Raw genomic sequence first — 23,441 nt, 5'->3', positions numbered from 1 at the left:
CGGTTCGGAAGGGGGCGTTTGCTGCATCCGCGCTATTTGACCTGCGCCGAGATGATGCTCATCACCGCGGTGTCGGCCAACGTGGTGGTGTCTCCGACCTCGCGCCCCTCAGCCACATCGCGCAGCAGACGCCGCATGATCTTGCCCGAGCGCGTCTTCGGAAGCTCGCCCACGATGTACACGTCGCGGGGCCGTGCGATCGCGCCGATCTGCTCACCCACCCAGAGGCGCAGCTGCTGCGCGAGTCCGGCGGGGTCGTGCGCCGAGAGGTAGCTCTCCTTGATGATCACGAATGCGACGACGGCCTGACCGGTCGTCTCATCTGCCGCGCCGACGACCGCCGCCTCGGCCGTCGCCTCGTGTGCGACGAGCGACGACTCGATCTCGGCCGTCGAGAGGCGGTGTCCGGAGACGTTCATGACGTCGTCTACCCGGCCGAGCAACCAGAGGTCGCCGTCCTGGTCGAGGCGCGCACCGTCACCGGCGAAGTAGTAGCCCTGCTTCTCGAACTTCTCCCAGTACGTCTCCGTGAACCGCTCAGGGTCGCCCCAGATGCCGCGGAGCATGCTCGGCCACGGTTCGGTGACGACGAGGAGGCCGCCGTTGCCGTTGCCCACCTCGGCGCCCGACTCGTCGACGACGTCGATCGAGATTCCGGGCAGCGGCACCTGGGCGGATCCCGGCTTGGTGGCGGTGACTCCGGGCAGTGCAGAGACCATGATCGCGCCTGTCTCGGTCTGCCACCAGGTGTCGACGATGGGCGTCTTGCCCGCGCCGATCACGTCGCGGTACCAGATCCACGCCTCGGGGTTGATGGGCTCGCCCACCGAGCCGAGCAGGCGCAGCGACGACAGATCGAACTTCGCGGGCACGCTGCGGCCGATCTTCATGAACGAGCGGATCGCGGTGGGCGCCGTGTAGAAGATCGAGACCTTGTACTTCTCGATGATCTCCCACCAGCGCCCGGGGTGCGGCGCGTCAGGCGTGCCCTCATAGATGACCTGGGTCGCGCCGTTCGCCAGCGGACCGTAGGTGACATAGCTGTGTCCGGTGATCCACCCGATGTCGGCGGTGCACCAGTACACGTCGGTCTCGGGATGCAGGTCGAACACGTACTTGTGCGAGTAGGCGGCCTGAGTGAGGTACCCGCCGGAGGTGTGCAGGATTCCCTTGGGCTTTCCCGTAGTCCCGGAGGTGTAGAGGATGAACAGCGGGTTCTCGGCGGGGAAGGCCACGGCAGTGTGCTCGGGGGAGGCCGCGGGGACGACCTCGTGCCACCAGAGGTCGCGACCGTCCTCCCAGTCGACCTCGTTCTCGCCGCGCTTGACGACGAGCACGTGCTCGACCGTCTGCTGCTCGCCGTCGCCGCGGTCGGCGAGCGCCTGGTCGACGGCCGGCTTGAGCGCGGACACGCGGCCCTTGCGGTAGCCGCCGTCGGCGGTGATGACGAGCTTCGCCCCTGCGTCATCGATGCGCGAGCGGAGGCTGTCGGCGCTGAACCCGCCGAACACGACCGAGTGGATGGCGCCGACGCGGGCGACGGCGAGCATCGATGCGACCGCTTCGGGGATCATCGGCAGGTAGATCGCGACGCGGTCGCCATGGCCGATGCCGAGCCCCTCCAGCACGTTCGCGACGCGCTTGACCTCCTCGGTCAGCTCGGCGTAGGTGATCGCCCGGGAGTCGCCCGGTTCGCCCTCCCAGTGGAGAGCGACACGGTCGCCGTTGCCCGCCTCGACGTGGCGGTCGAGGCAGTTGTACGCGACGTTGAGCTCGCCGTCGTCGAACCACTTCGCGAACGGCGGGGTCGACCAGTCGAGCACGCGAGTGAACGGCTTGTGCCACTCCAGCAGTTCGCGTGACTGGTCGGCCCAGAAGGCTTCGCGGTCGGTCGACGCGCTCTCATACAGCCGGGGAGACGAGACCGACTGGGCGACGAACTCCTCGGACGGCGGGAACTGGCGGGTCTCATCGAGAAGGTGATCGATCTGGCTGCTCATCGGCAGGCGCTCCTTTGCGGCGTGGCAGGTCGTGCGGGCATGAACGCATCTCTGACGCGATCAGGTCAGGGCGAATCTAGTCCCGGGCACGGACATCGCATTACTGCCGAAAGTCGGTAGTCCGACGGGTTTTGTCAGGACGGTCGCCTTGCGTACACTCGACGACAGCCGAATTCTCATTCTGGCCTTGGCGTGCCCGATTCCCCCATGAGGGACGCCGTGGGCGGCATCTCATTCCCCCCGTGAGGTGCCGCCCATCTCTATGCCGGGAGCGCTCCCATCCTGTGGCTCGCGATCTGACGCCGTCCACACCCGCTCTGCACGGATGCCATCGTCCAGACGTTGCTCACAGTGGTCGTCGCGGGAGCGCCGCGGCGACCCCGCGGATCCGCCGTGAGCCCTAGCTTCGGGGCATGCCTGATCCCTTCGTCATTCAGCCGCGCGGCTTGGCGGCGCTCGTCGACGGAACCGTCCGGGGTGCTCCTTCGCCGCTGCAGGTCGATCCCGCCTTCGGCCTCCTCGCCGAGCACTGCGCAGACGAGGAGGTCACCGACATCTTCGTCAACGGCGCATCCGGGCTGTTCATCGACCGAGGGCATGGTGCGGAACCCGTGCTCGGGTGGAGCGCGTCCGAGCGGGAGGTCCGCGACCTCGCGGTCGGGCTCGTCGGACTCGGCGGTCGACATCTCGACGACCAGGCTCCGTGCGTCGATGTCAGGCTCGACTCCGGCATCCGCGTCCATGCCGTGCTCGCGCCGATCTCGACGTCGGGGACGGCGCTCTCGATCCGTGTGCCCAGAGTGCGCGCTGCCGATCTCGACGCGCTGGCGGCGCTCGGCTCCTTCGACGCGGCCCAGCACAGCTGGCTTCTCGAGCTCGTCGCCGAGCGCGCCAACATCCTCATCACCGGCGGGACGGGAACGGGCAAGACCACGCTGCTGTCGGCATTGCTGTCAGCCGTCCCGGCCTCTGAGCGCATCGTCACGATCGAGGACGTCGCCGAACTGCGCCCGCAGCATCCCCACCACGTCGCTCTGGAGGCACGGCAGTCGAATCTCGAGGGAGCCGGCGGCATCAGCCTCGCCCGGTTGGTCCGCGAGTCGCTGCGCATGCGCCCCGACCGTCTCGTGGTCGGAGAATGCCGCGGCGAGGAGGTGAGAGAACTCCTGACTGCTCTGAACACCGGACACGACGGGGGAGCGGGAACTCTCCACGCGAGCGGTCTCAGCGACGTGCCGGCCCGGCTCGAAGCGCTCGGCGCCCTCGCGGCGATGGATGCCACGGCGCTCGCGCGCCAGGCTGTGAGCGCCTTCACGATCGTCCTTCATCTCGACAGGGCGCCTGGCGGGCGGAGACGCATCGCGCACGCCGGCGAGCTCGCGGTGAGCGGGGATCGGCTGAGCATCGAGGAGGTGCGGCCGTGGTGAGGGGATGGCGTCGTCCGGTCGTCGAGACCGGGGGCGACGCCGCGACATCGGTGCAGACGCTCGCGGTGCTTCTCCAAGCCGGCGCGGTGCCGATGGTCGCATGGCGCCATCTTGCCTCGATCGGCGACCGTCACGCTGCGTCCGTGATCGCCCGTGTGGATGGCGGCGTCCCGCTCATCGCGGCCATCGAAGCGGAGGGTGGCGCGTGGCGTGACCTCGCGGCCGCCTGGGAGATCGCGACGACCGTCGGCGCACCGCTCGCCGAGGTGCTGAGGATGCTCGCTGAGACGCTGCGCGACGCGTCATCCGCCGCGGACGACGTGCGCATCGCGCTCGCCGAGCCCGCGGGAACCGCCAAGCTCCTGCTCTGGATGCCGTTCGCCGGCCTCTTCCTCGGCTTCGCACTCGGCTTCGACACTGTCGGCGTCATCGTCGGGACGCCCGCCGGCGCCGGGTGCGTGGTCGCCGGGCTCCTGCTCGTCGCCGCGGCGCGCGCGTGGACCGGGCGACTCCTCACGCGGGCGCGTCCCGAACCGGGAACACCGGGCATGCGAGCCGAGCTCATGGCGGTCGCCCTCTCAGGAGGCGCGTCGATCCCACGAGCCCTGCGCCTCGTCGCCGAGAGCCCGGCATCGTCTCCCGGTGACGACGCTCGCATCGGCGCGGTGCTCGAGCTGTCGCATGCTGCCGGGGTCGCGGCGGGTGAACTGCTTCGGGCTTCCGCCGGCCAGGAGAGACACGCGTCACGGGTGGACGGACGCCTTCGCGCGGCCAAGCTCTCGACGACGCTGCTCATCCCGCTCGGAGTCTGCACTCTCCCGGCCTTCCTGCTGCTCGGCGTCGCACCGCTTCTGCTGAGCGTGCTCGCCTCCACTCCGCTGCCGCTGTGACGGCCGAGTTCCACCGGATGCACCGCGTATCCGTCCCATAGAAAGAAGGAACACATGAACACCATCCCCTCGCTCACCCGGCGCAGCGCGGCAACCCTCTTCGGCGACGACAGTGGCGCGGCCACCGCCGAGTACGCCATCACCACGATGGCGGCCGTCGCCTTCGCCGGCCTCCTGGTCGTGATCATGAGGTCAGACGAGGTGCGTGGCATCCTCACGGACCTGGTGCGTCGGGCACTGACGGTGTCGTGATGACTTCCGTCCATGCCGGCGAGCGCGGCTCCGTGACTGCGGAGCTCGCGCTCGCGGTTCCCGCCGTCGTGCTCGTCCTCCTACTCGGAGCCGGCGCTCTGGGCGCAGCCTCCCGTCAGGTGGCACTGCAGGATGCGACCGCTGACGCGGCCCGGCTCCTCGGCAGAGGGGAAGACGAGGGGGCCGCCGCACATGCGGTGTCGGCTGCAGTGCCCGGTGCGTCGATGTCGAGCAGCACGTCGGGCGATCTCGTGTGCGTGTCCGCAGAGACCGACTTCACCGTCGGCGGCTTCGTGAGGGTGGGCGTGCGCGCGTCGAGTTGCGCGCTCGCCGGAGGACTCTGATGTTCTCGACGGTGGAGGTGGAGCACTGATGGCGGGGTCGGTGCTCGCGGCCGGCGTGCTGGTGGTCGGCGCGACTCTGTCATTCGGACTCGCCGCCGTCGGCGGCGCGGCAGTCACTGCGCAGCGCGCAGCGGGAGCTGCCGACGCCGCGGCCCTGGCAGCGGCCGACGCTGCCAGCGGCGCAGTCGTCGTCACGGTCGACCCGTGCACCCTCGCCGCGCGGGTCGCCGCGGCCTCCGGTGCAGCACTCACCGAATGCGCCGTCGACGGCTTCGTGGCGACCGTGCAGGTCAAGGCGAAGTACGCTGGACTCGCTGCCGTCTCCCGAGCCCGTGCTGGGCCACCCGAGGGGATCTGACTGCGGCGCGAGGCACTTTCCGGCGAAAATGCAGGCGACCTCTGTGACCAACCCATCACGGCGGTGTGTATGGTGTGCTTCGAAGAAAGGATGCTCCCTTGGCTGAAGGCAAGAAGCTCGTCATCGTCGAGTCTCCGACGAAGATGCGGTCGATCCAGGGGTACCTCGGCGATGGCTACGAGGTGCTCAGCTCGGTCGGCCATATTCGCGACCTCGCAGACAAGAAGGACATCCCCGCCGCGGACAAGCAGGCGTACGGAAAGTACTCGATCGACGTCGACAACGACTTCGACCCCTATTACGTGGTCTCCGATCGCAAGACGAAGACCGTCGCCGAACTCAAGCGGGCGCTCAAGACTGCCGACGAGCTTCTGCTCGCCACTGATGAGGACCGCGAGGGCGAGGCCATCGCGTGGCACCTGCTCGAGACGCTGAAGCCCAAGGTCCCCGTCAAGCGGATGGTGTTCCACGAGATCACCAAGGACGCGATCCAAGCGGCCATCGGCAACACGCGTGAGCTCGACACCGACCTGGTCGACGCGCAGGAGACCCGCCGTATCCTCGACCGACTGTACGGGTGGGATGTCTCGCCCGTGCTCTGGTACAAGGTCAAGACCGGTCTGTCTGCCGGCCGAGTGCAGTCCGCCGCCACCCGCATGATCGTCGAGCGTGAGCGCGAGCGCATGGCGTTCGTGTCCGCCGAGTACTGGGACGTCGAGGCGCTCGCGTCCTCGTCGTCCGGATTCAAGGTCCGTCTGGTCCGCGTGGACGGCGGTCAGCTCGCCCGAGGCACCGACTTCGACGACGACGGCAAGCTCAAGAAGGCCGTCATCATCCTCGACGAGGCGAAGGCGGCGGCCCTCGCGCTGGCGATCGACGCCGCAGGCACGGGCACGGTCACCAAGGTCGAGGCGAAGCCCGGCACCCGCAGCCCATACGCGCCGTTCACCACCTCCACCATGCAGCAGGAGGCCGGGCGAAAGCTCTCCATGAGTGCCAAGCAGGCGATGAGCGTCGCCCAGCGGCTCTACGAAAAGGGCTACATCACCTATATGCGAACCGACTCGGTGGCGCTGAGCACCCAGGCGGTGCAGGCCGCTCGCAGCCAGGCCGTCGCGTTGTACGGCGACAGCGCCGTGCCGCTCAAGCCGCGCGTCTACAAGTCGAAGAGCAAGAACGCCCAGGAGGCGCACGAGGCCATCCGCCCGTCGGGTGAGAACTTCCGCACCCCGAAGTCGGTCGCCGCCGAACTCGACCGCGAGGAGCACCGCCTCTACGACCTCATCTGGAAGCGCACCGTCGCCAGCCAGATGGCCGACGCGAAGTACGAGACCACGACCGTCACGATCGCGGTCGACGCCGACGGGCAGAAGGCCGAGTTCACCGCATCGGGCACGGTCTACACCTTCAAGGGCTTCCTCGAGGCATACGAAGAGGGACGCGACGAGAAGCGCAACGACAAGGACGCCGACGAGAACCAGTCGCTCCCTGCGGTCGCCGTCGGCGATGACCTCCGGATGTCCGATGCCGAGGCGAAGGGGCACCGCACGACCCCGAAGCCGCGCTTCACCGAGGCATCGCTCGTCAAGGCGCTCGAGGAGCACGGCATCGGCCGCCCTTCGACGTTCGCGAGCATCATCGGCACCGTGATCGATCGCGGCTACGCCACCAAGCGCGGCCAGGCTCTCGTGCCGACGTGGCTCGCCTTCAGTGTCGTGCGCCTGCTCGAGGAGCACTTCGCCGACCTGATCGACTACGACTTCACCGCAGCTCTCGAAGACGACCTCGACGCGATCGCCCGTGGCGAGCAGAAGCGCGTCGAATGGTTGCGTTCCTTCTACTACGGCTCGGATTCGCACGTCGGACTGCGCCAGACCGTCGACAACCTCGGCGAGATCGACGCACGTGCGCTCAACTCCACGCCGATCACCGAGACCGCCACCCTGCGATTCGGCAAGTACGGACCCTACCTCGAGGTCGCGAACCCCGACGCTCCGGACGAGAAGCCGCGCATCGTCAACGTTCCCGAAGACCTCGCTCCTGACGAGCTGACCGAGGCCAAGGCGCAGGAGCTCATCGATGCGCCGGTCGCCGGCGACCGCGTGCTCGGCACGAACCCGGACAACGGCAAGATCGTCGTCGTGAAGGACGGCCGATTCGGTCCCTACGTCCAGGAGAACGACCCCGTCTCTGAAGATGCGGCGGTCGACGAAGCCACCGGCGAGGTCGTCGAGGCGCCCAAGCCCAGGCGTGGGGCGAAGAAGGATGCCGCGCCGAAGCCGCGCACCGCTTCGCTGTTCCGTTCGATGTCGGTCGACACGATCGATCTCGACACGGCGCTGCAGCTTCTCAGCCTGCCGCGCGTCGTGGGAGCCGACCCGGAGAGCGGCGAGGAGATCACCGCGCAGAACGGCCGGTTCGGGCCTTACCTGAAGAAGGGCACCGACTCGCGCTCGCTCGAGAGCGAATCGCAGATCTTCGATGTGACCCTCGAGAAGGCCCTCGAGATCTATTCGCAGCCGAAGTACGGCGCCGGATCGCGCCGAGCATCCAGCGCGCTCGCCGAGTTCGAGGCAGATCCCGTGAGCGGCAAGCCGATCCGCATCCGCGACGGACGCTTCGGCGCCTACGTCACCGATGGCGAGACCAACGTCACGATTCCCCGGGGCCAGAAGGTCGAGGACATCACCTTCGAGACCGCGGTGCAGATGCTGGCAGACAAGCGAGCCAAGGGGCCGGCGCCCAAACGCGGTGCGGCCAAGAAGCCCGCGGCGAAGAAGCCCGCCGCGAAGAAGCCCGCGGCCAAGAAGGCGCCCGCGAAGAAGGCGCCCGCGAAGAAGGCGACCGCGACCGATGCGGAGAAGGCAGCCGCTCGGTCCGCAGCCGCCAAGAAGGCCGCTGCCACCCGTGCCGCGAACGCCGCGAAGAAGGCCGGTTCGTGACGTCTGACTCCGGAGTCTGGATCACGCTCGAAGGCGGAGACGGATCGGGGAAGACCACGCAGTCGAACCTGCTCGGGCAGTGGCTGACGGATGCGGGGCGGACGGTCGTGCGCACCCGTGAGCCGGGTGGGTCGGAGGTCGGCCAGCTGATCCGCGACATCGTGCTCCACCATCGCGGCGACATCGCCCCGCGGGCAGAGGCTCTGCTCTACGCGGCCGATCGCGCGCACCACGTCGCGACCGTCGTTCGACCGGCGCTCGCCCGCGGCGAGGTCGTGCTGCAGGACCGCTACCTCGACTCGTCCGTCGCCTATCAGGGCGCGGGGCGTGTGTTGGACGGCGACGAGATCCGCGACCTGTCGCTCTGGGCAGCCGAGGGAGCGCTTCCCGATCTCACCGTGCTGCTCGACCTCGATCCCGAGTCGGCGCGCGTGCGACTCGACTCCGCCGACAAGCCGTTCGACCGGCTCGAAGCCGAGAAGACCGAGTTCCATGCCCGCGTCCGTGACGCGTACCTCGCCCTGGCCCAGGCCGAACCGGAGCGGTTCCTGGTTCTCGATGCCGCCGCGACTCCGGAGAACATCGCCGAGCAGATCCGCGATCGGGTCTCGACGCTCATCGGCTGATCCGCCCGGCGGTGCGCCCGACCACGTCATGGCCAGGGCTTCACCCGGTCGGTGCCGCGTACATCGCCCGGCGGTGCCGCGTACGTCGGTGCTCCCGATTAGGCTGAGGGCATGCCCCAGACTGTCGCCGCCCCTTTCCCGTGGGCCGACGTGTGGGGGCAGGATGCCGCGGTCGACACGCTGCGCAATGCCGCATACGATCCGTCCGCGCTCTCGCACGCCTGGCTGATCACTGGTCCTCCCGGGTCGGGACGATCCACCCTCGCGCATGCCTTCGCCGCGGCGCTCGTCGCGGATCACCCGGACGACGAGGCGGCCATGCGTCAGGTCCTCGCGGGAACACATCCCGATGTGACGGCCCTGCGCACCGACAAGGTCATCATCACGATCGCGGAGGCCCGTGCGCTCGTCGAGCGCTCGTACTTCGCGCCCTCTGCGGGCCGCTACCGCGTGATCGTGGTCGAAGATGCCGACCGCATGGTCGAGCGAACCTCCAACGTGCTCCTGAAGGCGCTCGAGGAGCCGCCCGAGCAGACCGTCTGGATCCTCTGCGCGCCGAGCGAAGCCGACCTGCTGCCGACGATCCGCTCCCGCGTCCGCTCGCTGCGACTGCGTGAGCCCGATGTCGCAGACGTGGCACGTCTGATCACCCTCCGCACGGGGGTGGACGAAGCCATCGCCGAGCAGGCCGCCCGCCACGCACAGCGTCACATCGGCATGGCCCAGCGTCTGGCCACCGACGAATCCGCCCGTCGCCGCCGCGACGAGACCCTGAGGTCGGTGCTGGGAGTTCGCGGTGTCAACGACGCCGTCGAGGTCGCCGGGCGCATCATCCAGGCGGCCACGGACGACGCCAAGGCGCTCACTGCCGAGCGCGATGCGGCCGAGCGCGCCTCCCTGCTCCGCACCGTCGGGATCGCCGAGGGGCAGGCTGTCCCGCCCGCCCTGCGAGCGCAGATCTCAGCCCTGGAAGACGATCAGAAGAAGCGCGCGACCCGAAGTCTGCGCGACGGGATCGACAGGGTGCTCACCGATCTCCAGTCGCTGTTCCGTGACGTCGTGATGCTGCAGTTCGGCAGGGACGACGAGCTGATCAACCGTGAGCTTCGTGAGGATCTGGCTGCTCTCGCGGCGGCCTGGCCCGAGACCCGTACTCTTGTCGTACTCGACCACCTTGCCGACACACGCCAGTCGCTGGAGCGCAATGTCGCACCGCTGCTCGCCCTGGAGAGCTTGCTCGTGACTGTCACGAGCGGGAGGACACCGTGAACAATCGACCGACTTCCCGCATCCGACGTGCCGTCGCTGTGATCGCGGGCCTCGCCGCGGCATCGGTCGCACTCTCCGGGTGTCTGTATTCGATGATCCCCGAGCAGGCCGAGCCGAAGCCGTCGACCACCAACGCTCCTGACACGGAGGGCGTCGCCGACGACCTGCTGCCGTTCTACGGGCAGACGCTCACCTGGAGTCAATGCGGCACGGGCTTCGACTGCACCGACGTGACCGCGCCGCTCGACTGGGAGAACCCGGGGGAGGGAGAGATCACCCTCTCCGTCGTGCGCCACCAGGCGACGGGAACGGCTCAGGGCTCGCTGCTGACCAACCCGGGCGGTCCCGGCGCCAGTGGAGTCGAACTCATCCGCGACAGCCTCGACTTCGCCGTCGGAGCCGCCCTCATCGAGAACTACGACGTGATCGGCTTCGATCCCCGCGGCGTCGGCGAATCGACGGCCGTGACGTGCTTCGATGCTGCGGGCATGGACGACTACCTCTACTCGATCCCCGCGGGCAAGCGCGGGAGCGCCGAGTGGGAGGCGGAGCTCCTCGATGCGCACAAGGAGTTCGCAGACGCGTGCGAGGCGAACAGCGGCGGCATCCTGCCGTACGTGACGACGATCAACGCGGCGCGTGACATGGATCTGATCCGTGCGGTGCTGGGCGACAAGCAGCTCAACTACCTGGGCTACTCGTACGGCACCTTCCTCGGTGCGACGTACGCCGACCTCTACCCCGACAAGGCGGGTCGCCTCGTGCTCGACGGCGCGATCGACCCTGCCGTCTCGGGCCTCGATGTCGGCGCGACCCAGGCGCTCGGATTCGAGTCGGCCCTTCGCGCCTACATGCAGGACTGCCTCGACTCGGGGGAGTGCCCGTTCACCGGCACGGTCGACGAGGCGATGGCCGACCTCGGTGCGCTGCTGGCGAGTGTCGACGCCGCTCCGCTCGAGAACGGCGACGGACGCATGCTCGGCGCGGACTCGCTGATGACCGGCATCATCGCGGCACTGTACTCGGCGGACAGCTGGCAGTACCTCACCCAGGCCCTCGACGAGGCGCTGCAGGGCGACCCGACGACGGCGTTCTTCCTCGCCGACTTCTACAACGGTCGCGAGAACGGCACGTACCTCGACAACTCGAGCGAGGCGTTCCGCGCGTACAACTGCATGGACTACCCGGTCGAGGACGATCCTGCCGCCGAGGCGGCGACCGAGAAGAAGATCGCGGACGGAGCTCCGACCATCGCTCCGTACTGGAACGGACCCGACTCCTGCTCGGTGTGGCCTTATCCGCCGACCGGCACCCGGGGCGAGATCAACGCCGAGGGCGCGGGCCCCATCCTCGTGGTCGGCACGACCAATGACCCGGCGACCCCGTACGAGTGGTCCGAGTCGCTCGCTCAGCAGCTCGAAGAGGGCGTGCTGATCACCCGCGTGGGCGAAGGGCACACCGGATACAACAAGGGCAGCAGTTGCGTCGACAGCACTGTGGAGGCCTTCCTGCTCGACGACGTGGTGCCCGAGAGCGACGTCCGCTGCGAGTGATGTCGGCTCGATTCGCGGTGCGGCTCCGGAACGGGTAATATCGATGATCGCGCCGCTTTAGCTCAGTCGGCAGAGCATTTCACTCGTAATGAAAAGGTCGTCAGTTCGATTCTGACAAGCGGCTCCAGCAGGCCCCGTGATGTGAACAACATCCCGGGGCCTTTTGGTTTCCCGGGGTTGGGCGGGCGCGCGGGGGCGGCGTACCCTCGGATCATGAGCAGAGCGCTTCTGATCGTCGATGTCCAGAACGACTTCACCGAGGGCGGGGCGCTGGCCGTGGCGGGCGGCGACGACGTGGCATCCGCGGTATCGGACTTCCTCGCCCTGCATGCATCGGAGTACGACGTCATCGTCGCCTCACGCGATTGGCACGACGCCGAGGGCGACAACGGCGGCCACTTCGGGGAGGTTCCGGATTTCGTCGACACCTGGCCCGTGCACTGCGTCGCGGGCACGCCGGGTGCGGATTACGATCCCCTGCTGGTGACGGAGGCCGTCACGCACCATGTGCACAAAGGGCAGGGTCGCCCGGCATACTCGATGTTCGAGGGCGCGACCGAGTCGGGGGAGACGGTCGGAGCGATCCTCACCGCCGCCGGGGTCATCACGGCCGACGTCGTCGGCATCGCCACAGACCACTGCGTGCGCGCCTCTGCTCTCGATGCGATCGCACACGGAGTCCGCGTCCGGATCCTCACCGACCTGATCGCGGGTGTCGCTCCGGAGCCGAGCACGGCAGCCCTCGCAGAGCTCGCACACGCAGGCGCCGAGCTCATCGCGAGCGACGCTGCGTGAGCCGCAGTGTCCTGCTCCTGCGAGCGGTCAACATCTCGGGCCGCAACAGGGTGCCGATGGCGCGGCTGCGCGAACTGATCGCGCCCGAGCTGGGGGAGGTCTCGACCTACATCGCGAGCGGCAACATCATCTGCGAGCAGCCGAGTGACCCGCGATCGGTCTGCGCCGACGTGCGCGCAATGATCGCGACCGAGTTCGGCGTCGATACGCCCGTCGTCCATCGCACGCACGACCAGCTCGTGCGGTCGCACTCGAACCAGCCGTTCCCCGGGGCATCCGAGAATCTGCTGCACGCCATGTTCCTCGAGGGCCCCGCGTCGGCAGGTGCGGTCGACGCCCTGCAGGAGCGGCTCGTGCCGGGGGAGCGGATAGCGCTCGTCGACGACGATCTGTGGATCGACTACGCCGAGGGAGGCGTGCACACCACCAAGCTCACCAAGGCGGTGCTCGATAGGCTGCTCGGCGTCGCCGGGACGGCACGCAATGCGCGCACCGTGCGCAAGCTCATCGAGCTGACGGAATGACCCCCTCGGAGCCGGCGGTGCTGTCCCTGCCCTTCACGGGGCGATGGCTGGTGCAGAACAGCCCGGCGTCCCGCGTTCCGAGCCACGGCACCACGCTGTTCGGCAGCTCGTATGCGATCGACTTCGTCCCGGTGGGCGCGGACGGGCGCAGCGCGCCGCGCACGGTCCGGAGCCTGCTCGGCACCGAGAGCCCGGAGGGTTTCGTCGGTTTCGGGCGCTCGATCCTCTCGCCGGTGTCGGGCGAGGCCGTCCGTGTCCATGACGGCGAGGTCGACCACGTCGCGCGTCGTTCGGTGGGTGCCCTTCTCGGATACGCCCTCACGCAGCCCTCGCGTGTGCGTCGGGGCGCGGGGGCTGTCGCCGGCAACCACGTCGCCGTCAGATGCGACAGGGGACTGGTACTGCTGGCGCACCTGCGTGCGGGCAGCGTGACCGTGCGGGTCGGCGATCTCGTCGTTCCGGGTGATCGGATCGGCGACTGCGGAAACTCCGGCAACAGCACCGAGCCCCACCTGCATCTGCAGGTGTCGGACACGCTGGAGCGGGATGCGCGCGGCATCCCGATGGCCTTCCAGCGGTCAGGGCAGCAGCCGTGGATGCCGCACAACGGAGACATCGTCACGGTCTGATGTCTCGTCTCGGCGGGTCCGGACGAACTCGGCGCTGAAGGCCGTCGCCGGCCGCTGCGGGTGCGTCTCGAGATCGACGCGATGCGTGCCGCACTCAGCGCAGCGGACGTACACGACGACGCCCTCGCTGGTCGGATGCCGGGAGTCCGCGGTCCAGGCGTGCTCGTGGATTCTCGCTGTCTGGTGAGGGATCGGCAGAGTGTGCAGGGAGGTCATGACTCCAGCGTGATGTAATGGCCTTATGCATCTCAACCCTTACGGAGAATACGCGGTGCTTCTCGCGGCATCCCTCGCCGACGACTTCCCCGCCGACCGTCCGGGCATCGAGGAGCGCACACTCGAGATGGGGATGACGATGACGTTCCCACCCGCGGCGGACGACCGCGCACGCGTGAGAGAAGTGGTCGACGACTGGTTGACGATCGTCGACGCACGGGACCCGGACGCCCGCGCGGAGATCCTCAACGCGCAGATGGCCCAGGCGGCGGCCTACCCTCGCCTCACGAACCACGACGGCGAAGGCTGGCACCTGCACTACCGCGACGACGTCCAGTCTCTGCCCTACGTTCTCCGTGCGATCTTCGCCGTCGGAACCTCGCTGCACCTGGTCACCCGCGGCATGGATCGACTCGGGCGCTGCGAGGCCTCGCCCTGCACGAACGTGGTCGTCGATGTGACGCGCAACGGCCGCCAGCGGTTCTGTTCGGTGCGCTGTGCGAACAGAGCGGCGGTCCGGCGTCACCGGGCGCGCGCGGGCGCCTGACACCGGACCGCCCGGTGCTCAGATCACGCGGTCTGCTCGGCGTGCTTGCCTTCAGCGACCTCTTCGATCAGCTTCGCGTTGAACGCGGGAAGGTCGTCGGGCGTGCGGCTCGAGACGAGCCCCGCATCGACCACGACCTCCTCGTCGACCCAGGTGGCTCCGGCGTTGCGGAGGTCGGTCGCGAGGCTCGGGTAGCTGGTCAGCGTCCGTCCGTCGACCACGCCGGCCTCGATCAGGATCCAGGCGCCGTGGCAGATGACGGCGACGGGCTTGTGCTGCTCGAAGAACGAGCGCGCGAGGTCGATGGATGCCTTGTCGAGCCGCAGGTGGTCGGCGTTCACGACACCGCCCGGAAGCACGAGAGCGTCGAACTCGTCGGCCGTGGCCTTCTCGGAGGTGAGGTCGACGTGCTGCACGTGACCGTTCTTGCCGGTGATCTGCTGTCCGTCCGGTGCGATGAGCGTGGCGCTCGCGCCCTCGCCCTGCACCGCTTCCCACGGACTGGTCAGCTCGCTGTCCTCGAATCCGTCTGTCGCGAGGAATGCCACTCGGCTGTCGGTGAGAGTCGCCATGATGCGTCCTTTCGTGGGGTGGATGTCCCGGATGGGGATGCCACGACTCTCTCGCAGGACGCGAATGCGGTGAAGGGGGTGGCCGGATCCGGCCGACGGTGATAACGGTGGGCCCCGTGGGGCTCGAACCCACGACCCGCGGATTAAAAGTCCGATGCTCTGCCAACTGAGCTAGAGGCCCGCCCCTCCAGTCTAGGGCGCAAAGAAGGAGCCGCTGACGACGATGTCGTCAGCGGCTCCTTGCACCATCCCACCGACCTCCCCCGAGAGGTGAGATGGCCTACCGAGTGTCCGCCTCGGCGTTCCCGGGCCTTACTCGGCCGGGGGCATCAGAACCGTGTCCACGAGGTACACGGTGGCGTTCGCGGTCTGGACTCCACCGCAGATGACGGTCGCGTCGTTGACCATCAGGTCGTCGCCGCTGCCGGTGACCTCGACGTCTGCACCCTGCACGGTGGCGTGCGTTCCGACGATCTCATCGGGGGTCAGCTGTCCGGGGATCACGTGGTACGTCAGAATCGAGCTCAGCGTGGCGCTGTCCGTCTTGAGAGCCTCGATGGTGGCCGGGTCGATCTTCGCGAAGGCGTCATCGACCGGAGCGAAGACGGTGAACTCGTCGCCGTTGAGCGTGTCGACGAGGTTGACGTCGGGGTTCAGCTGTCCGCTGACTGCCGCCACCAGCGTGGTGAGCAGCGGGTTGTTCGATGCGGCGGTGGCGACCGGGTCGAGAGCCATGCCCTCGACGGAGCCTGCGCCGTCCGGCACAGCCTCTGCGTATGCGGCGCAGCCGGGGCCGACCAGGTTGGCGGCCGGGTCCATCGTCTCGGTCTCGGGAGCCATCGTCTCGGACGACTCGGGGGCCGTCGACTCTGCCGGCTCTTCGGTGGTGCCGCCCATGGAACATGCGGAGAGCAGGAATGCGCTCGCAAGGCCGAGGGTGATGGCTGCGGTGACCTTCTTCTTGGTGCTGAACATCTCAAGCTCCTTCAGAACACTGCCACGGCCTCTCCGTGGCGTTGACAGTCGTTCGGAGCCCCGTCGGGATCGGATGGGAGAAATCGCAAAGTTTTTTTCGAGTCGTCGAATCCAATCCGTTCCGGGGGTCGGCCGCGAACATCATTCGACGAACCGCACTTAAGAGGACTCATTTCCGTCACTTTCGGGTGGCGGTTGCACGGGAAAGCGGGGTGAATGCGGCATGCTGGTAGAGATGGTCATCGACGGAATGGACGTACCGGAAGACGGTACGGCTCGGGATGCTGTCGCTGACCTGCTTCTGCGCATCGGCGGCGGCGATCAGCGCGCGTTCGCGGAGCTCTACGACAGTCTGTCGTCCCGTGTCTTCGGCCTCATCCTCAGGGTTCTCGTCAATCGCTCGCAGAGCGAAGAGGTGCTTCAGGAAGTCTTCTTGGAGATCTGGCAATCCGCTACGAAGTTCGCTCCGAACAAGGGACAGGGAAGAACCTGGGTGATGACGATCGCGCACCGTCGTGCGGTCGACCGGGTTCGGGCGTCCCAGTCCAGTGCGGACCGAGACGTGCGAGCCGGGTTCAGGGATATCGGAGTCGCGCACGACAGTGTCGCGGAGACGGTGGAGCTGGGCATCGAGGGCGAGAAGGTCGTTCACGCACTCTCGGGCCTTCCTGAGGCTCAGCGCGAAGCTCTCGTCCTGGCCTACTACGGCGGTTACAGTCAAAACGAAGTGGCAGTGCTCGTCGGGGCACCGCTGGGGACGATCAAGACACGGATGCGAGATGGGCTCTCGCGTCTGAGGACAGCTATGGGGGTGACGGCATGAACGAGCAGGAATTCGCAGAACTCGCGGCAGGAGCGGCACTCGACGCGCTGTCGCCCGATGACCAGCAGCGCTATCACGCCGCTCTCGCAGCGCATCCCGAGTGGCAGAGCATCGTCGATGCGGATGCCGACAGCGCAGGATTCCTCGCCGACGGCGCAGCTCCGGTGGTTCCGTCGCCCGACATCCGCGCGACGCTGCTCGCACGTATCGCGGAGACACCGCAGAACGGCGACATCGTGCTCGCCGATTCGACACCTGACGCGCTGGCGGACGAGACGTCGGATGCCGCGCCTGCGGAGGACTCCGCTCCGACCGCTCTCGGTGGGGAAGCCGCGCCGAAGGCTCCGGCACACCGCCTCCGCTTCCTCTTCGCGCTCGCCGCGTGCCTCGCACTGCTCGTCGGTGTGGGAGCGGGCGCTGTCGCGATCAACACGTACATCAACCGTCCGGCCAGCGTCGTCGCTCTCGAGGACATCCAGTCGGCCGATGATGCTCAGCAGGCCAGCGTCTCTCTCGAGAGCGGTGGCACGGCGACCGCGCACTGGTCGGCGTCGCTCGGCAAGTCCGTGCTCGTGACCGACGGCATCCCGTCGCTCGCCGAGGGGGAGACCTACGAGCTCTGGTACGTCCGAGGCGACACCCCGGTGCCGGCAGGCGTGTTCGCGGCCGAAGACGGCGAAGCGACGGCAGTGCTCGCCGGAGAGATGCAGGCGGGCGACGTGATCGCGGTCACGGTGGAGCAGGACGGCGGTTCGCCCTCCGGCCTGCCGACGACCGACCCCGTCGTCGTGATTCCGACAGCCTGACCTCCCGGATCGCGCGTACCCTGGACTGATGCCTGAGCAGTTCTCCCGTCCGGTGCGCCGGCCCACCAGCGCCTTCGACAACATCGTCGGCAGTCACGATCCCGCCGAGGAGACGCGCATCGCGCACGCGACGGCATCCGCTCTGCTGACCCGTGTCCGTGCCGACGAGAGCGGTGTGAGCGCTGACAGACTCGTCGCCTTCACCGATGAGCACGGCATCGACGAGATCGCCGAGCTCTGGTCGAAGGCACCGTCCCGCACCCTGCCGGGCGCCCTCTGGCGGCTCTACATCCTGCAGCTGGCGATCCACGGCGACCCGCAGACCGCTGCCCTGCTCTACGAGCGCGGCAGGGTGGAACTGGCGTCGGTGGATGCCGTGATCGCCGGGGCGCCGGTGCCGGCGAACCCCGATGAGCTCGTCGCGCTGATCGACACGATCCTCCGTGGCGCGTTCCGGGGGGACTTCGCGGTCGCCCTCGACCGGGCGGCCGCGTTCTGCCGGGTCCAGGCCTCGGGAGCGACGCACACGGCGGACGACTACGAGCCGACCGAGCCGTCGCGCGCCAGCGAGCTCACCACCCGCGCCCTGCGGCTGAGCAGCTATGCGCAGGATCTGTCGGCCTCCGCTGTGCTGTGGCGTTCCGGAGCCCTCGCCTGAGCGGACGCGTCCGGGTGAGTGCGCGCCCTCGCGGACTCGCCACGGGCACAACCCCGGCCCGGGTATGAAAAGACCGGGCCGCAAAAACGCCTCTCGGCGGAAGGCCGCTCGCAGCGGCAAAAATTGGAGCCCGGGGTTATGCGGCCCGGCCACTCCATTGTAACAAGATCATGCTGCAGCTATTCCCGGGGCCCTAGGCTCGGATCATGACACGGCGCTTTGCTCTGATGATCGATCCTGCGGCGGCTGACGTCGACCGTTCCGACTTCGCAGAGACTTTCACTCTCGTCGATGCGGCCGCTCCCGCGCTCAGCGTGGGGGAGCTGAGCACGCAGCGCGGCGACGGAGTGTTCGAGTCGATCGGCGTGATCGACGGTCATGCGCAGGAGGTCGTGCCGCATCTCGAGCGGTTGGCTCACTCGGCGCAGCTGTGCGATCTGCCGCTCCCCAACCAGGCGCAGTGGCACCAGGCGATCGAGCGGGCCGCCGCACACTGTGAGCAGGGCGAGTACGTCATCAAGCTCATCCTCAGCCGAGGCGTCGAGCACGGCCCCACGCCGACGGCCTGGGTAACGGCGGCGCCGGCATCCGACTTCTCGACTGTGCGGGAACAGGGAATCCGCGTCGTCACCCTCGACCGCGGATACGACCTCGACGTGGCCGAGAAAGCACCGTGGCTGCTGCTGGGCGCCAAGACGCTCTCCTACGCCGTGAACATGGCGGCGCTTCGCGAGGCGCATCGACGAGGAGCCGACGACGCCATCTTCCTGTCGCGTGACGGCTTCGTGCTCGAGGCGCCGACCGCGTCGCTGATCCTGCGTGTCGGGGATCGCTTCGTGACACCGGCCCCGAACGGCGGCATCCTGCACGGCACGACGCAGCTGAGCGTCTACGACTACCTTGCCGGGAAGGGGCTCGTCGCAGAATACAGCCGAGTGCCGGCATCCGACCTTCCCCGGGCTGACGCCGCATGGCTGGTCTCGAGCGTTCGCCTCGCCGCCCCGATCACCGCCGTCGACGGAGTCGACATCCCGGTCGATCACGCCCTGACGGCCGAGCTGAACGACTACCTCCTCTCGCCCCGCGACTGAGGTGCCGTGCGCCTGTCCCGACCGCCCGCTACGGGCACAACTTCGGAGCTCTCGACCGACCCGCCGCGCGCAATCACCCGGATCGGCGCGTCGTCGACCGGCATCCGAAGTTGTGCCCGTAAATGGGGCGCTGATCCGAGTATGATCAGGGCCTGAGCGCCATCATTCCGACAATCGCTCGCTCGACGAGATCCCAGTCATGTATGACCATCGCATAGTCGAACCGAAGTGTGGCGTGCCCCCACGCTGCGGCCGTGGCGTCCCGGGTGAGATCGCGGTGTCGATGCGACTGTCCCTCATGATTCGCCTTGCCATCCGTCTCGATGAGAAGCCAATCATCGATCATGAGATCGACGATGCCGCTCGCGACGAACCGCACTTGGCAGCGGACGAACCATCCGTACTTGCGGAGTCGCAGCCGAACGAGTGACTCCAGGCCGCTGTCGGCATCCGCGCGGGAGAAGTCGATCAGGTCTCGTCCAAAGGTATCGACGTGCAGCCGCAGCCATCGCAGCCCATCGCCGTCGATCAGGCCGAGGCGGCGCGCGGACTCGAGCGCGACGAAGAACGCCTCGCCGCCGCGGCAGTGGAGCATCTGCAGCAGTATCCGAGGTGCCGAAGGGAGCCCGAACGTTCGCGAGGAAGCGCCTGAATCCCAATGACGGATGCAGGTGCACTCACGGCTGACGCCTGGGTGATGGTGTCTGTCTGCGCGAAGCCAGACGTGCAGAGCTGGATCCTCGAGAACCCAGATGCCGAGGTGCCGTGCTGCGCTGGCGCATCCCAGAGAGCCTCCATGCTCAGCAGCCTCGACGGCGCTCGCGCAGGCCGTGTCGGCAGCGTAGACCCCCCGTCGGATTCGACGGAGCTGCCCGCGCCGCACGCGAGCGTCGAGAGCCCGGCGTGAGCTTCTCGCCCGAAGATCGCGCCAGGTCCAGATCTCGATCGATGATGAGCTGCACATCAGAGGAGCATCCGCGATCCCGATGCTCGTTCTCGACCATGATGCCGGCATCTGTGGACGCAATTCGTCCTGGCTCGTCTCTGCAGGATGAGTGCCGCGGTCTGGCCCCGGGCACCGATTCGGACTAAAACGACGAAACGCCGTGGGACCAGAGGGTCGCACGGCGTTTCGGACCAGCAGCTCCGAAGCTGTGCCCGCGAAGAACGGGCGTCCGGGTCGAAGCTGAGGCGGATGCTTATCCGAAGCGACCCGAGACGTAGTCCTCGGTGGCCTGGACAGACGGAGTGGTGAACATCGTGCGGGTGTCGTCGTACTCGATGAGCTTGCCCGGCTTGCCGGTGCCCGCGATGTTGAAGAACGCCGTCTTGTCGGACACGCGGCTCGCCTGCTGCATGTTGTGCGTCACGATGACGACCGTGTACTGGGTCTTGATCTCGGCGATGAGCTCCTCGATCGCGAAGGTCGAGATCGGGTCGAGCGCCGAGCAGGGCTCGTCCATGAGGATCACGTCGGGGGAGACGGCGATGGCACGCGCGATGCAGAGACGCTGCTGCTGACCGCCGGACAGGCCGGAGCCCGGGCGGTCGAGGCGGTCCTTGACCTCGTTCCAGAGGTTCGCCCCACGCAGCGACTTCTCGACCAGGGCATCCTGGTCGCTCTTGGCCATGCGCGTGTTGTTGAGCTTGACGCCCGCGAGCACATTCTCCTTGATCGACATGGTCGGGAACGGGTTCGGGCGCTGGAAGACCATGCCGACCTGGCGGCGCACGAGCACGGGGTCGACCCCGGTGCCGTAGAGGTTCTTGCCGTCGATCAGCACCTCGCCCTCGACGCGCGCGCCGGGGATGACCTCATGCATGCGGTTCAGGGTGCGCAGGAACGTGGACTTGCCGCAGCCCGAGGGGCCGATGAAGGCCGTGACGGTGTTGGGCTTGATGTCGATGCTGACGCCTTCGACCGCGAGGAAGTCGCTGTAGTAGACGTTGAGGTCGTTGACTTCGATGCTCTTGGACACGTGAAATCCTTCTTCTTCTTCAGTCGGGTATGACGGCTCAGCGGCCGTTGATCTTGGGGGCGAACACCTTGGCGATGACGCGAGCCAGGAGGTTCAGCACCATCACGATGACGATCAGGGTGAGGGCGGCTGCCCAGGCCCGCTCGAGGTAGGCATCGACGGGGATGCCGGGGTATTTGGCCTGCATGTACGAGAACACCGGCAGTGTGGCCATCTGGCCGCTGAACATGTTCAGGTTCATGCCCTGCACGATTCCGACGGTGAGCAGCAGCGGGGCGGTCTCGCCGATCACTCGCGAGATGGCCAGCATGATGCTCGTCAGGATTCCGGCGATCGCGGTGGGCAGCACGACCTTGAGGATGGTGAGCCACTTCGGCACGCCGAGTGCGTAGGCCGCCTCGCGGAGCTCGTTCGGCACGATGCGCAGCAGCTCTTCCGAGCCGCGCACGACGACCGGGATCATCAGCACCGAGAGCGCGAGCGAACCCATGATGCCCATTCGCGTGCCCGGTCCGACGATGATCGAGAAGACCGAGTAGATGAAGAGACCGGCGACGATCGACGGGATGCCGGTCATGACGTCGACGAGGAAGGTGATGCCGCGCGCGAGCTTGCGGCCTTCGCCGTACTCGACGAGGTAGATCGAGGTCATCAGGCCGATCGGCACCGAGATGATCGTCGCGCCGAGGGTGATGAGCAGCGTGCCCCAGATGGCGTGCACCGCGCCGCCGCCCTCGCCGACGATGTTGCGCATCGAGAAGCTGAAGAACTCTCCGTCGAACCGCATGAGGCCGTTGACGACCACGGTGTAGAGCAGCGAGATCAGGGGCAGGAGCGCGACCACGAAGGCGCCGGAGACCAGCGCCGTCATGAGACGGTCGATCGCGTGGCGACGGCTCTCGACCACGGTGGAGATCACCATGATGAGCACCATGTAGAACAGCAGGCCGACGACGAGCGTCAGCGCGATGTTGAAGTCGGCGGGGTCGTTGCCCACGTTCATGAAGGCGAAGATCGTCGCCGACACGACGAATGCGACCAGCAGCAGTGCCCAGGGGGCCCACTTGGGCAGGTGGCCGGCCGAGGTGATGTGCGTCGGGGCGACGACGGACGCGGGCGACGGTGAGGGCGTGAGAGTGGCGGTCATGTCAGTTGGCTCCCGAGAACTCGGCGCGGCGCGAGACGATCCAGCGGGCCACGAAGTTGACCGCGAAGGTGACGATGAAGAGGATCAGACCCGCGGCGATCAGCGTGTTGACGCCTTCGTCGTGGGCTTCGGGGAACCGCAGCGCGATGATCGCAGGGATCGTCGTGGGGTTCTCCGGGTTGATCAGGTTGAAGGTGACGATGCCGAGCGGCGAGAGCACGAGGGTCACTGCCATCGTCTCGCCGAGTGCGCGACCGAGACCGAGCATCGCGCCCGACACCATTCCGCTGCGTGCGAAGGGGAGCACGGCCATCCGGACCATCTCCCAGCGCGTGGCTCCCAGCGCGAGGGCCGCCTCTTCGTGAAGCTTCGGCGTCTGCAGGAAGACCTCGCGGCAGATCGCGGTCATGATCGGCAGGATCATCACCGCGAGCACCAGGGAGGCGGTGAGGATCGTCTTGCCGGTTCCGGAGGGCGTTCCGCTGAAGAGCGGGATGAAGCCGAGGTTCGTGTTCAGCCACTTGTAGAAGGGCACGAGCATCGGCGCGAAGGTGAGCGCTCCCCAGAGGCCGAAGACGACCGAGGGCACGGCTGCCAGCAGGTCGATGATGTAGCCGAGGACGCCGGCGAGGCGGCGAGGGGCGTAGTGCGAGATGAAGAGCGCGATGCCGATGGCGATCGGGGCGGCGATGACGAGGGCGATGAAGCTCGACCACAGCGTTCCGAAGACGAACGGCCACACCCACGACAGGAACGACTGCCCTTCGAGGATGTGGTTGTTGGAGGTGTCGGACGACAGTGCGGGGATCGCCTGCACGATGAGGAAGACGGCCACCGCGGCGAGGGTGACGAGGATGATGATTCCCGCCGCCAGCGCGGTGCCCGAGAAGACGAGGTCGCCGCGGCGGCGGGGAGCGGTGCGCGTCCCGGTGGAACGGGTGGTATCGGGACCCGTTGAGGTTGTGGTCATCGGAGCGACTCCAGGCTCTGAGGGACGTTCGGGGTTTTCATGCGGGTG

24 protein-coding genes and 2 tRNA genes are annotated in these 23,441 nt (G+C 67.8%); 18 read left to right on the top strand and 8 right to left on the bottom strand.

Going from position 1 to position 23,441, the window contains the following annotated elements; genetic code table 11:
* Positions 1 to 32 precede the first annotated feature (32 nt).
* The gene (gene acs / locus LQZ85_RS01465; RefSeq protein WP_056279851.1) at positions 33 to 2,000 is read right to left on the bottom strand and encodes an acetate--CoA ligase; all 1,968 of its coding nucleotides are present in this window, start codon (positions 1,998 to 2,000) and stop codon (positions 33 to 35) included.
* Positions 2,001 to 2,413: 413 nt separating this feature from the next.
* Here acs and LQZ85_RS01460 point away from each other — a divergent pair, with 413 nt between their 5' ends.
* The 14 genes from LQZ85_RS01460 (at position 2,414) to LQZ85_RS01395 (ending at position 14,372) form a co-directional block, all read left to right on the top strand.
* The gene (locus LQZ85_RS01460; protein ID WP_056279853.1) at positions 2,414 to 3,427 is read left to right on the top strand and encodes a TadA family conjugal transfer-associated ATPase; all 1,014 of its coding nucleotides are present in this window, start codon (positions 2,414 to 2,416) and stop codon (positions 3,425 to 3,427) included.
* Positions 3,421 to 4,317 (top strand): type II secretion system F family protein, encoded by an 897-nt coding sequence (locus LQZ85_RS01455; RefSeq protein WP_082586679.1) that lies wholly within the window; start codon positions 3,421 to 3,423, stop codon positions 4,315 to 4,317. The genes LQZ85_RS01460 and LQZ85_RS01455 overlap by 7 nt, the downstream gene beginning before the upstream one ends.
* 54 nt (positions 4,318 to 4,371) lie before the next feature.
* The gene (locus LQZ85_RS01450) at positions 4,372 to 4,569 is read left to right on the top strand and encodes a DUF4244 domain-containing protein (RefSeq protein WP_053097366.1); all 198 of its coding nucleotides are present in this window, start codon (positions 4,372 to 4,374) and stop codon (positions 4,567 to 4,569) included.
* Positions 4,569 to 4,913, top strand: coding sequence for a TadE family type IV pilus minor pilin (locus LQZ85_RS01445; protein WP_053097363.1), 345 nt, complete (start codon positions 4,569 to 4,571; stop codon positions 4,911 to 4,913). Before LQZ85_RS01450 ends, LQZ85_RS01445 begins: the two co-directional genes overlap by 1 nt.
* 28 nt (positions 4,914 to 4,941) lie before the next feature.
* Positions 4,942 to 5,271: an Rv3654c family TadE-like protein gene (locus LQZ85_RS01440; protein WP_056279855.1), complete on the top strand. Its 330-nt coding sequence runs from the start codon at positions 4,942 to 4,944 to the stop codon at positions 5,269 to 5,271.
* A gap of 98 nt (positions 5,272 to 5,369) precedes the next feature.
* Positions 5,370 to 8,213 carry a type I DNA topoisomerase gene (topA, locus tag LQZ85_RS01435; protein ID WP_230100381.1) on the top strand — a complete coding sequence of 948 codons (2,844 nt, stop codon included), beginning with the start codon at positions 5,370 to 5,372 and terminating at the stop codon, positions 8,211 to 8,213.
* Complete coding sequence (gene tmk / locus LQZ85_RS01430; RefSeq protein WP_056279859.1) at positions 8,210 to 8,839, top strand: dTMP kinase; 630 nt, start codon at positions 8,210 to 8,212, stop codon at positions 8,837 to 8,839. The genes topA and tmk overlap by 4 nt, the downstream gene beginning before the upstream one ends.
* Before the next feature lie 111 nt (positions 8,840 to 8,950).
* Positions 8,951 to 10,108, top strand: coding sequence for a DNA polymerase III subunit delta' (locus LQZ85_RS01425; RefSeq protein WP_056279862.1), 1,158 nt, complete (start codon positions 8,951 to 8,953; stop codon positions 10,106 to 10,108).
* The gene (locus tag LQZ85_RS01420) at positions 10,105 to 11,661 is read left to right on the top strand and encodes an alpha/beta hydrolase (protein ID WP_056279864.1); all 1,557 of its coding nucleotides are present in this window, start codon (positions 10,105 to 10,107) and stop codon (positions 11,659 to 11,661) included. The genes LQZ85_RS01425 and LQZ85_RS01420 overlap by 4 nt, the downstream gene beginning before the upstream one ends.
* Positions 11,662 to 11,712: 51 nt before the next feature.
* Positions 11,713 to 11,788, top strand: a tRNA-Thr gene (locus LQZ85_RS01415).
* A gap of 86 nt (positions 11,789 to 11,874) precedes the next feature.
* Positions 11,875 to 12,456 carry an isochorismatase family protein gene (locus tag LQZ85_RS01410; protein WP_056279866.1) on the top strand — a complete coding sequence of 194 codons (582 nt, stop codon included), beginning with the start codon at positions 11,875 to 11,877 and terminating at the stop codon, positions 12,454 to 12,456.
* Complete coding sequence (locus LQZ85_RS01405) at positions 12,453 to 12,980, top strand: DUF1697 domain-containing protein (RefSeq protein ID WP_056279867.1); 528 nt, start codon at positions 12,453 to 12,455, stop codon at positions 12,978 to 12,980. The genes LQZ85_RS01410 and LQZ85_RS01405 overlap by 4 nt, the downstream gene beginning before the upstream one ends.
* Positions 12,977 to 13,609, top strand: a complete 633-nt coding sequence (locus LQZ85_RS01400; RefSeq protein ID WP_056279869.1) for a peptidoglycan DD-metalloendopeptidase family protein — start codon at positions 12,977 to 12,979, stop codon at positions 13,607 to 13,609. The genes LQZ85_RS01405 and LQZ85_RS01400 overlap by 4 nt, the downstream gene beginning before the upstream one ends.
* A gap of 241 nt (positions 13,610 to 13,850) precedes the next feature.
* Positions 13,851 to 14,372: a CGNR zinc finger domain-containing protein gene (locus LQZ85_RS01395; protein WP_056279871.1), complete on the top strand. Its 522-nt coding sequence runs from the start codon at positions 13,851 to 13,853 to the stop codon at positions 14,370 to 14,372.
* Positions 14,373 to 14,395: 23 nt separating this feature from the next.
* Here LQZ85_RS01395 and LQZ85_RS01390 read toward each other — a convergent pair whose 3' ends face one another.
* From LQZ85_RS01390 to LQZ85_RS01380, 3 genes are all read right to left on the bottom strand, one after another.
* Positions 14,396 to 14,944 carry a type 1 glutamine amidotransferase domain-containing protein gene (locus tag LQZ85_RS01390; RefSeq protein WP_053097341.1) on the bottom strand — a complete coding sequence of 183 codons (549 nt, stop codon included), beginning with the start codon at positions 14,942 to 14,944 and terminating at the stop codon, positions 14,396 to 14,398.
* Between the two features lie 108 nt (positions 14,945 to 15,052).
* A tRNA-Lys gene (locus LQZ85_RS01385) sits at positions 15,053 to 15,125 on the bottom strand.
* Between the two features lie 131 nt (positions 15,126 to 15,256).
* Positions 15,257 to 15,919, bottom strand: coding sequence for a fasciclin domain-containing protein (locus LQZ85_RS01380; protein WP_053097339.1), 663 nt, complete (start codon positions 15,917 to 15,919; stop codon positions 15,257 to 15,259).
* 223 nt (positions 15,920 to 16,142) lie between these two features.
* Between LQZ85_RS01380 and sigK the strand changes: the two genes are divergently transcribed.
* The 4 genes from sigK to LQZ85_RS01360 all read left to right on the top strand — a co-directional run bounded on the left by sigK (position 16,143) and on the right by LQZ85_RS01360 (position 19,297).
* A complete protein-coding gene (gene sigK / locus LQZ85_RS01375) occupies positions 16,143 to 16,742 on the top strand; it encodes an ECF RNA polymerase sigma factor SigK (RefSeq protein ID WP_200955184.1) in 600 nt (199 codons plus the stop codon).
* A complete protein-coding gene (locus LQZ85_RS01370) occupies positions 16,739 to 17,548 on the top strand; it encodes an anti-sigma factor (protein WP_056279873.1) in 810 nt (269 codons plus the stop codon). Before sigK ends, LQZ85_RS01370 begins: the two co-directional genes overlap by 4 nt.
* Before the next feature lie 28 nt (positions 17,549 to 17,576).
* Positions 17,577 to 18,206 carry a hypothetical protein gene (locus LQZ85_RS01365; RefSeq protein ID WP_053097335.1) on the top strand — a complete coding sequence of 210 codons (630 nt, stop codon included), beginning with the start codon at positions 17,577 to 17,579 and terminating at the stop codon, positions 18,204 to 18,206.
* A 206-nt stretch (positions 18,207 to 18,412) separates the two neighbouring features.
* Positions 18,413 to 19,297 (top strand): aminodeoxychorismate lyase, encoded by an 885-nt coding sequence (locus LQZ85_RS01360; RefSeq protein ID WP_056279875.1) that lies wholly within the window; start codon positions 18,413 to 18,415, stop codon positions 19,295 to 19,297.
* Between the two features lie 145 nt (positions 19,298 to 19,442).
* Here LQZ85_RS01360 and LQZ85_RS01355 read toward each other — a convergent pair whose 3' ends face one another.
* The 4 genes from LQZ85_RS01355 to pstC all read right to left on the bottom strand — a co-directional run bounded on the left by LQZ85_RS01355 (position 19,443) and on the right by pstC (position 23,393).
* The gene (locus tag LQZ85_RS01355) at positions 19,443 to 19,892 is read right to left on the bottom strand and encodes a DUF559 domain-containing protein (protein WP_230100380.1); all 450 of its coding nucleotides are present in this window, start codon (positions 19,890 to 19,892) and stop codon (positions 19,443 to 19,445) included.
* A 604-nt stretch (positions 19,893 to 20,496) separates the two neighbouring features.
* Positions 20,497 to 21,276, bottom strand: a complete 780-nt coding sequence (pstB, locus tag LQZ85_RS01350; RefSeq protein ID WP_045254296.1) for a phosphate ABC transporter ATP-binding protein PstB — start codon at positions 21,274 to 21,276, stop codon at positions 20,497 to 20,499.
* Positions 21,277 to 21,313: 37 nt separating this feature from the next.
* Positions 21,314 to 22,423: a phosphate ABC transporter permease PstA gene (gene pstA, locus LQZ85_RS01345; RefSeq protein ID WP_053097332.1), complete on the bottom strand. Its 1,110-nt coding sequence runs from the start codon at positions 22,421 to 22,423 to the stop codon at positions 21,314 to 21,316.
* 1 nt (position 22,424) lies between these two features.
* On the bottom strand, positions 22,425 to 23,393 hold the full coding sequence (gene pstC / locus LQZ85_RS01340) for a phosphate ABC transporter permease subunit PstC (protein ID WP_053097329.1): 969 nt from the start codon (positions 23,391 to 23,393) through the stop codon (positions 22,425 to 22,427).
* Between the last annotated feature and the right edge of the window lie 48 nt (positions 23,394 to 23,441).

Source organism: Microbacterium sp. Bi98, from assembly GCF_918698045.1.
Taxonomy (GTDB): domain Bacteria; phylum Actinomycetota; class Actinomycetes; order Actinomycetales; family Microbacteriaceae; genus Microbacterium.
The sequence above is the reverse complement of the archived record's forward strand: the minus strand, read 5'-3'. Positions and strand labels throughout refer to the sequence as shown.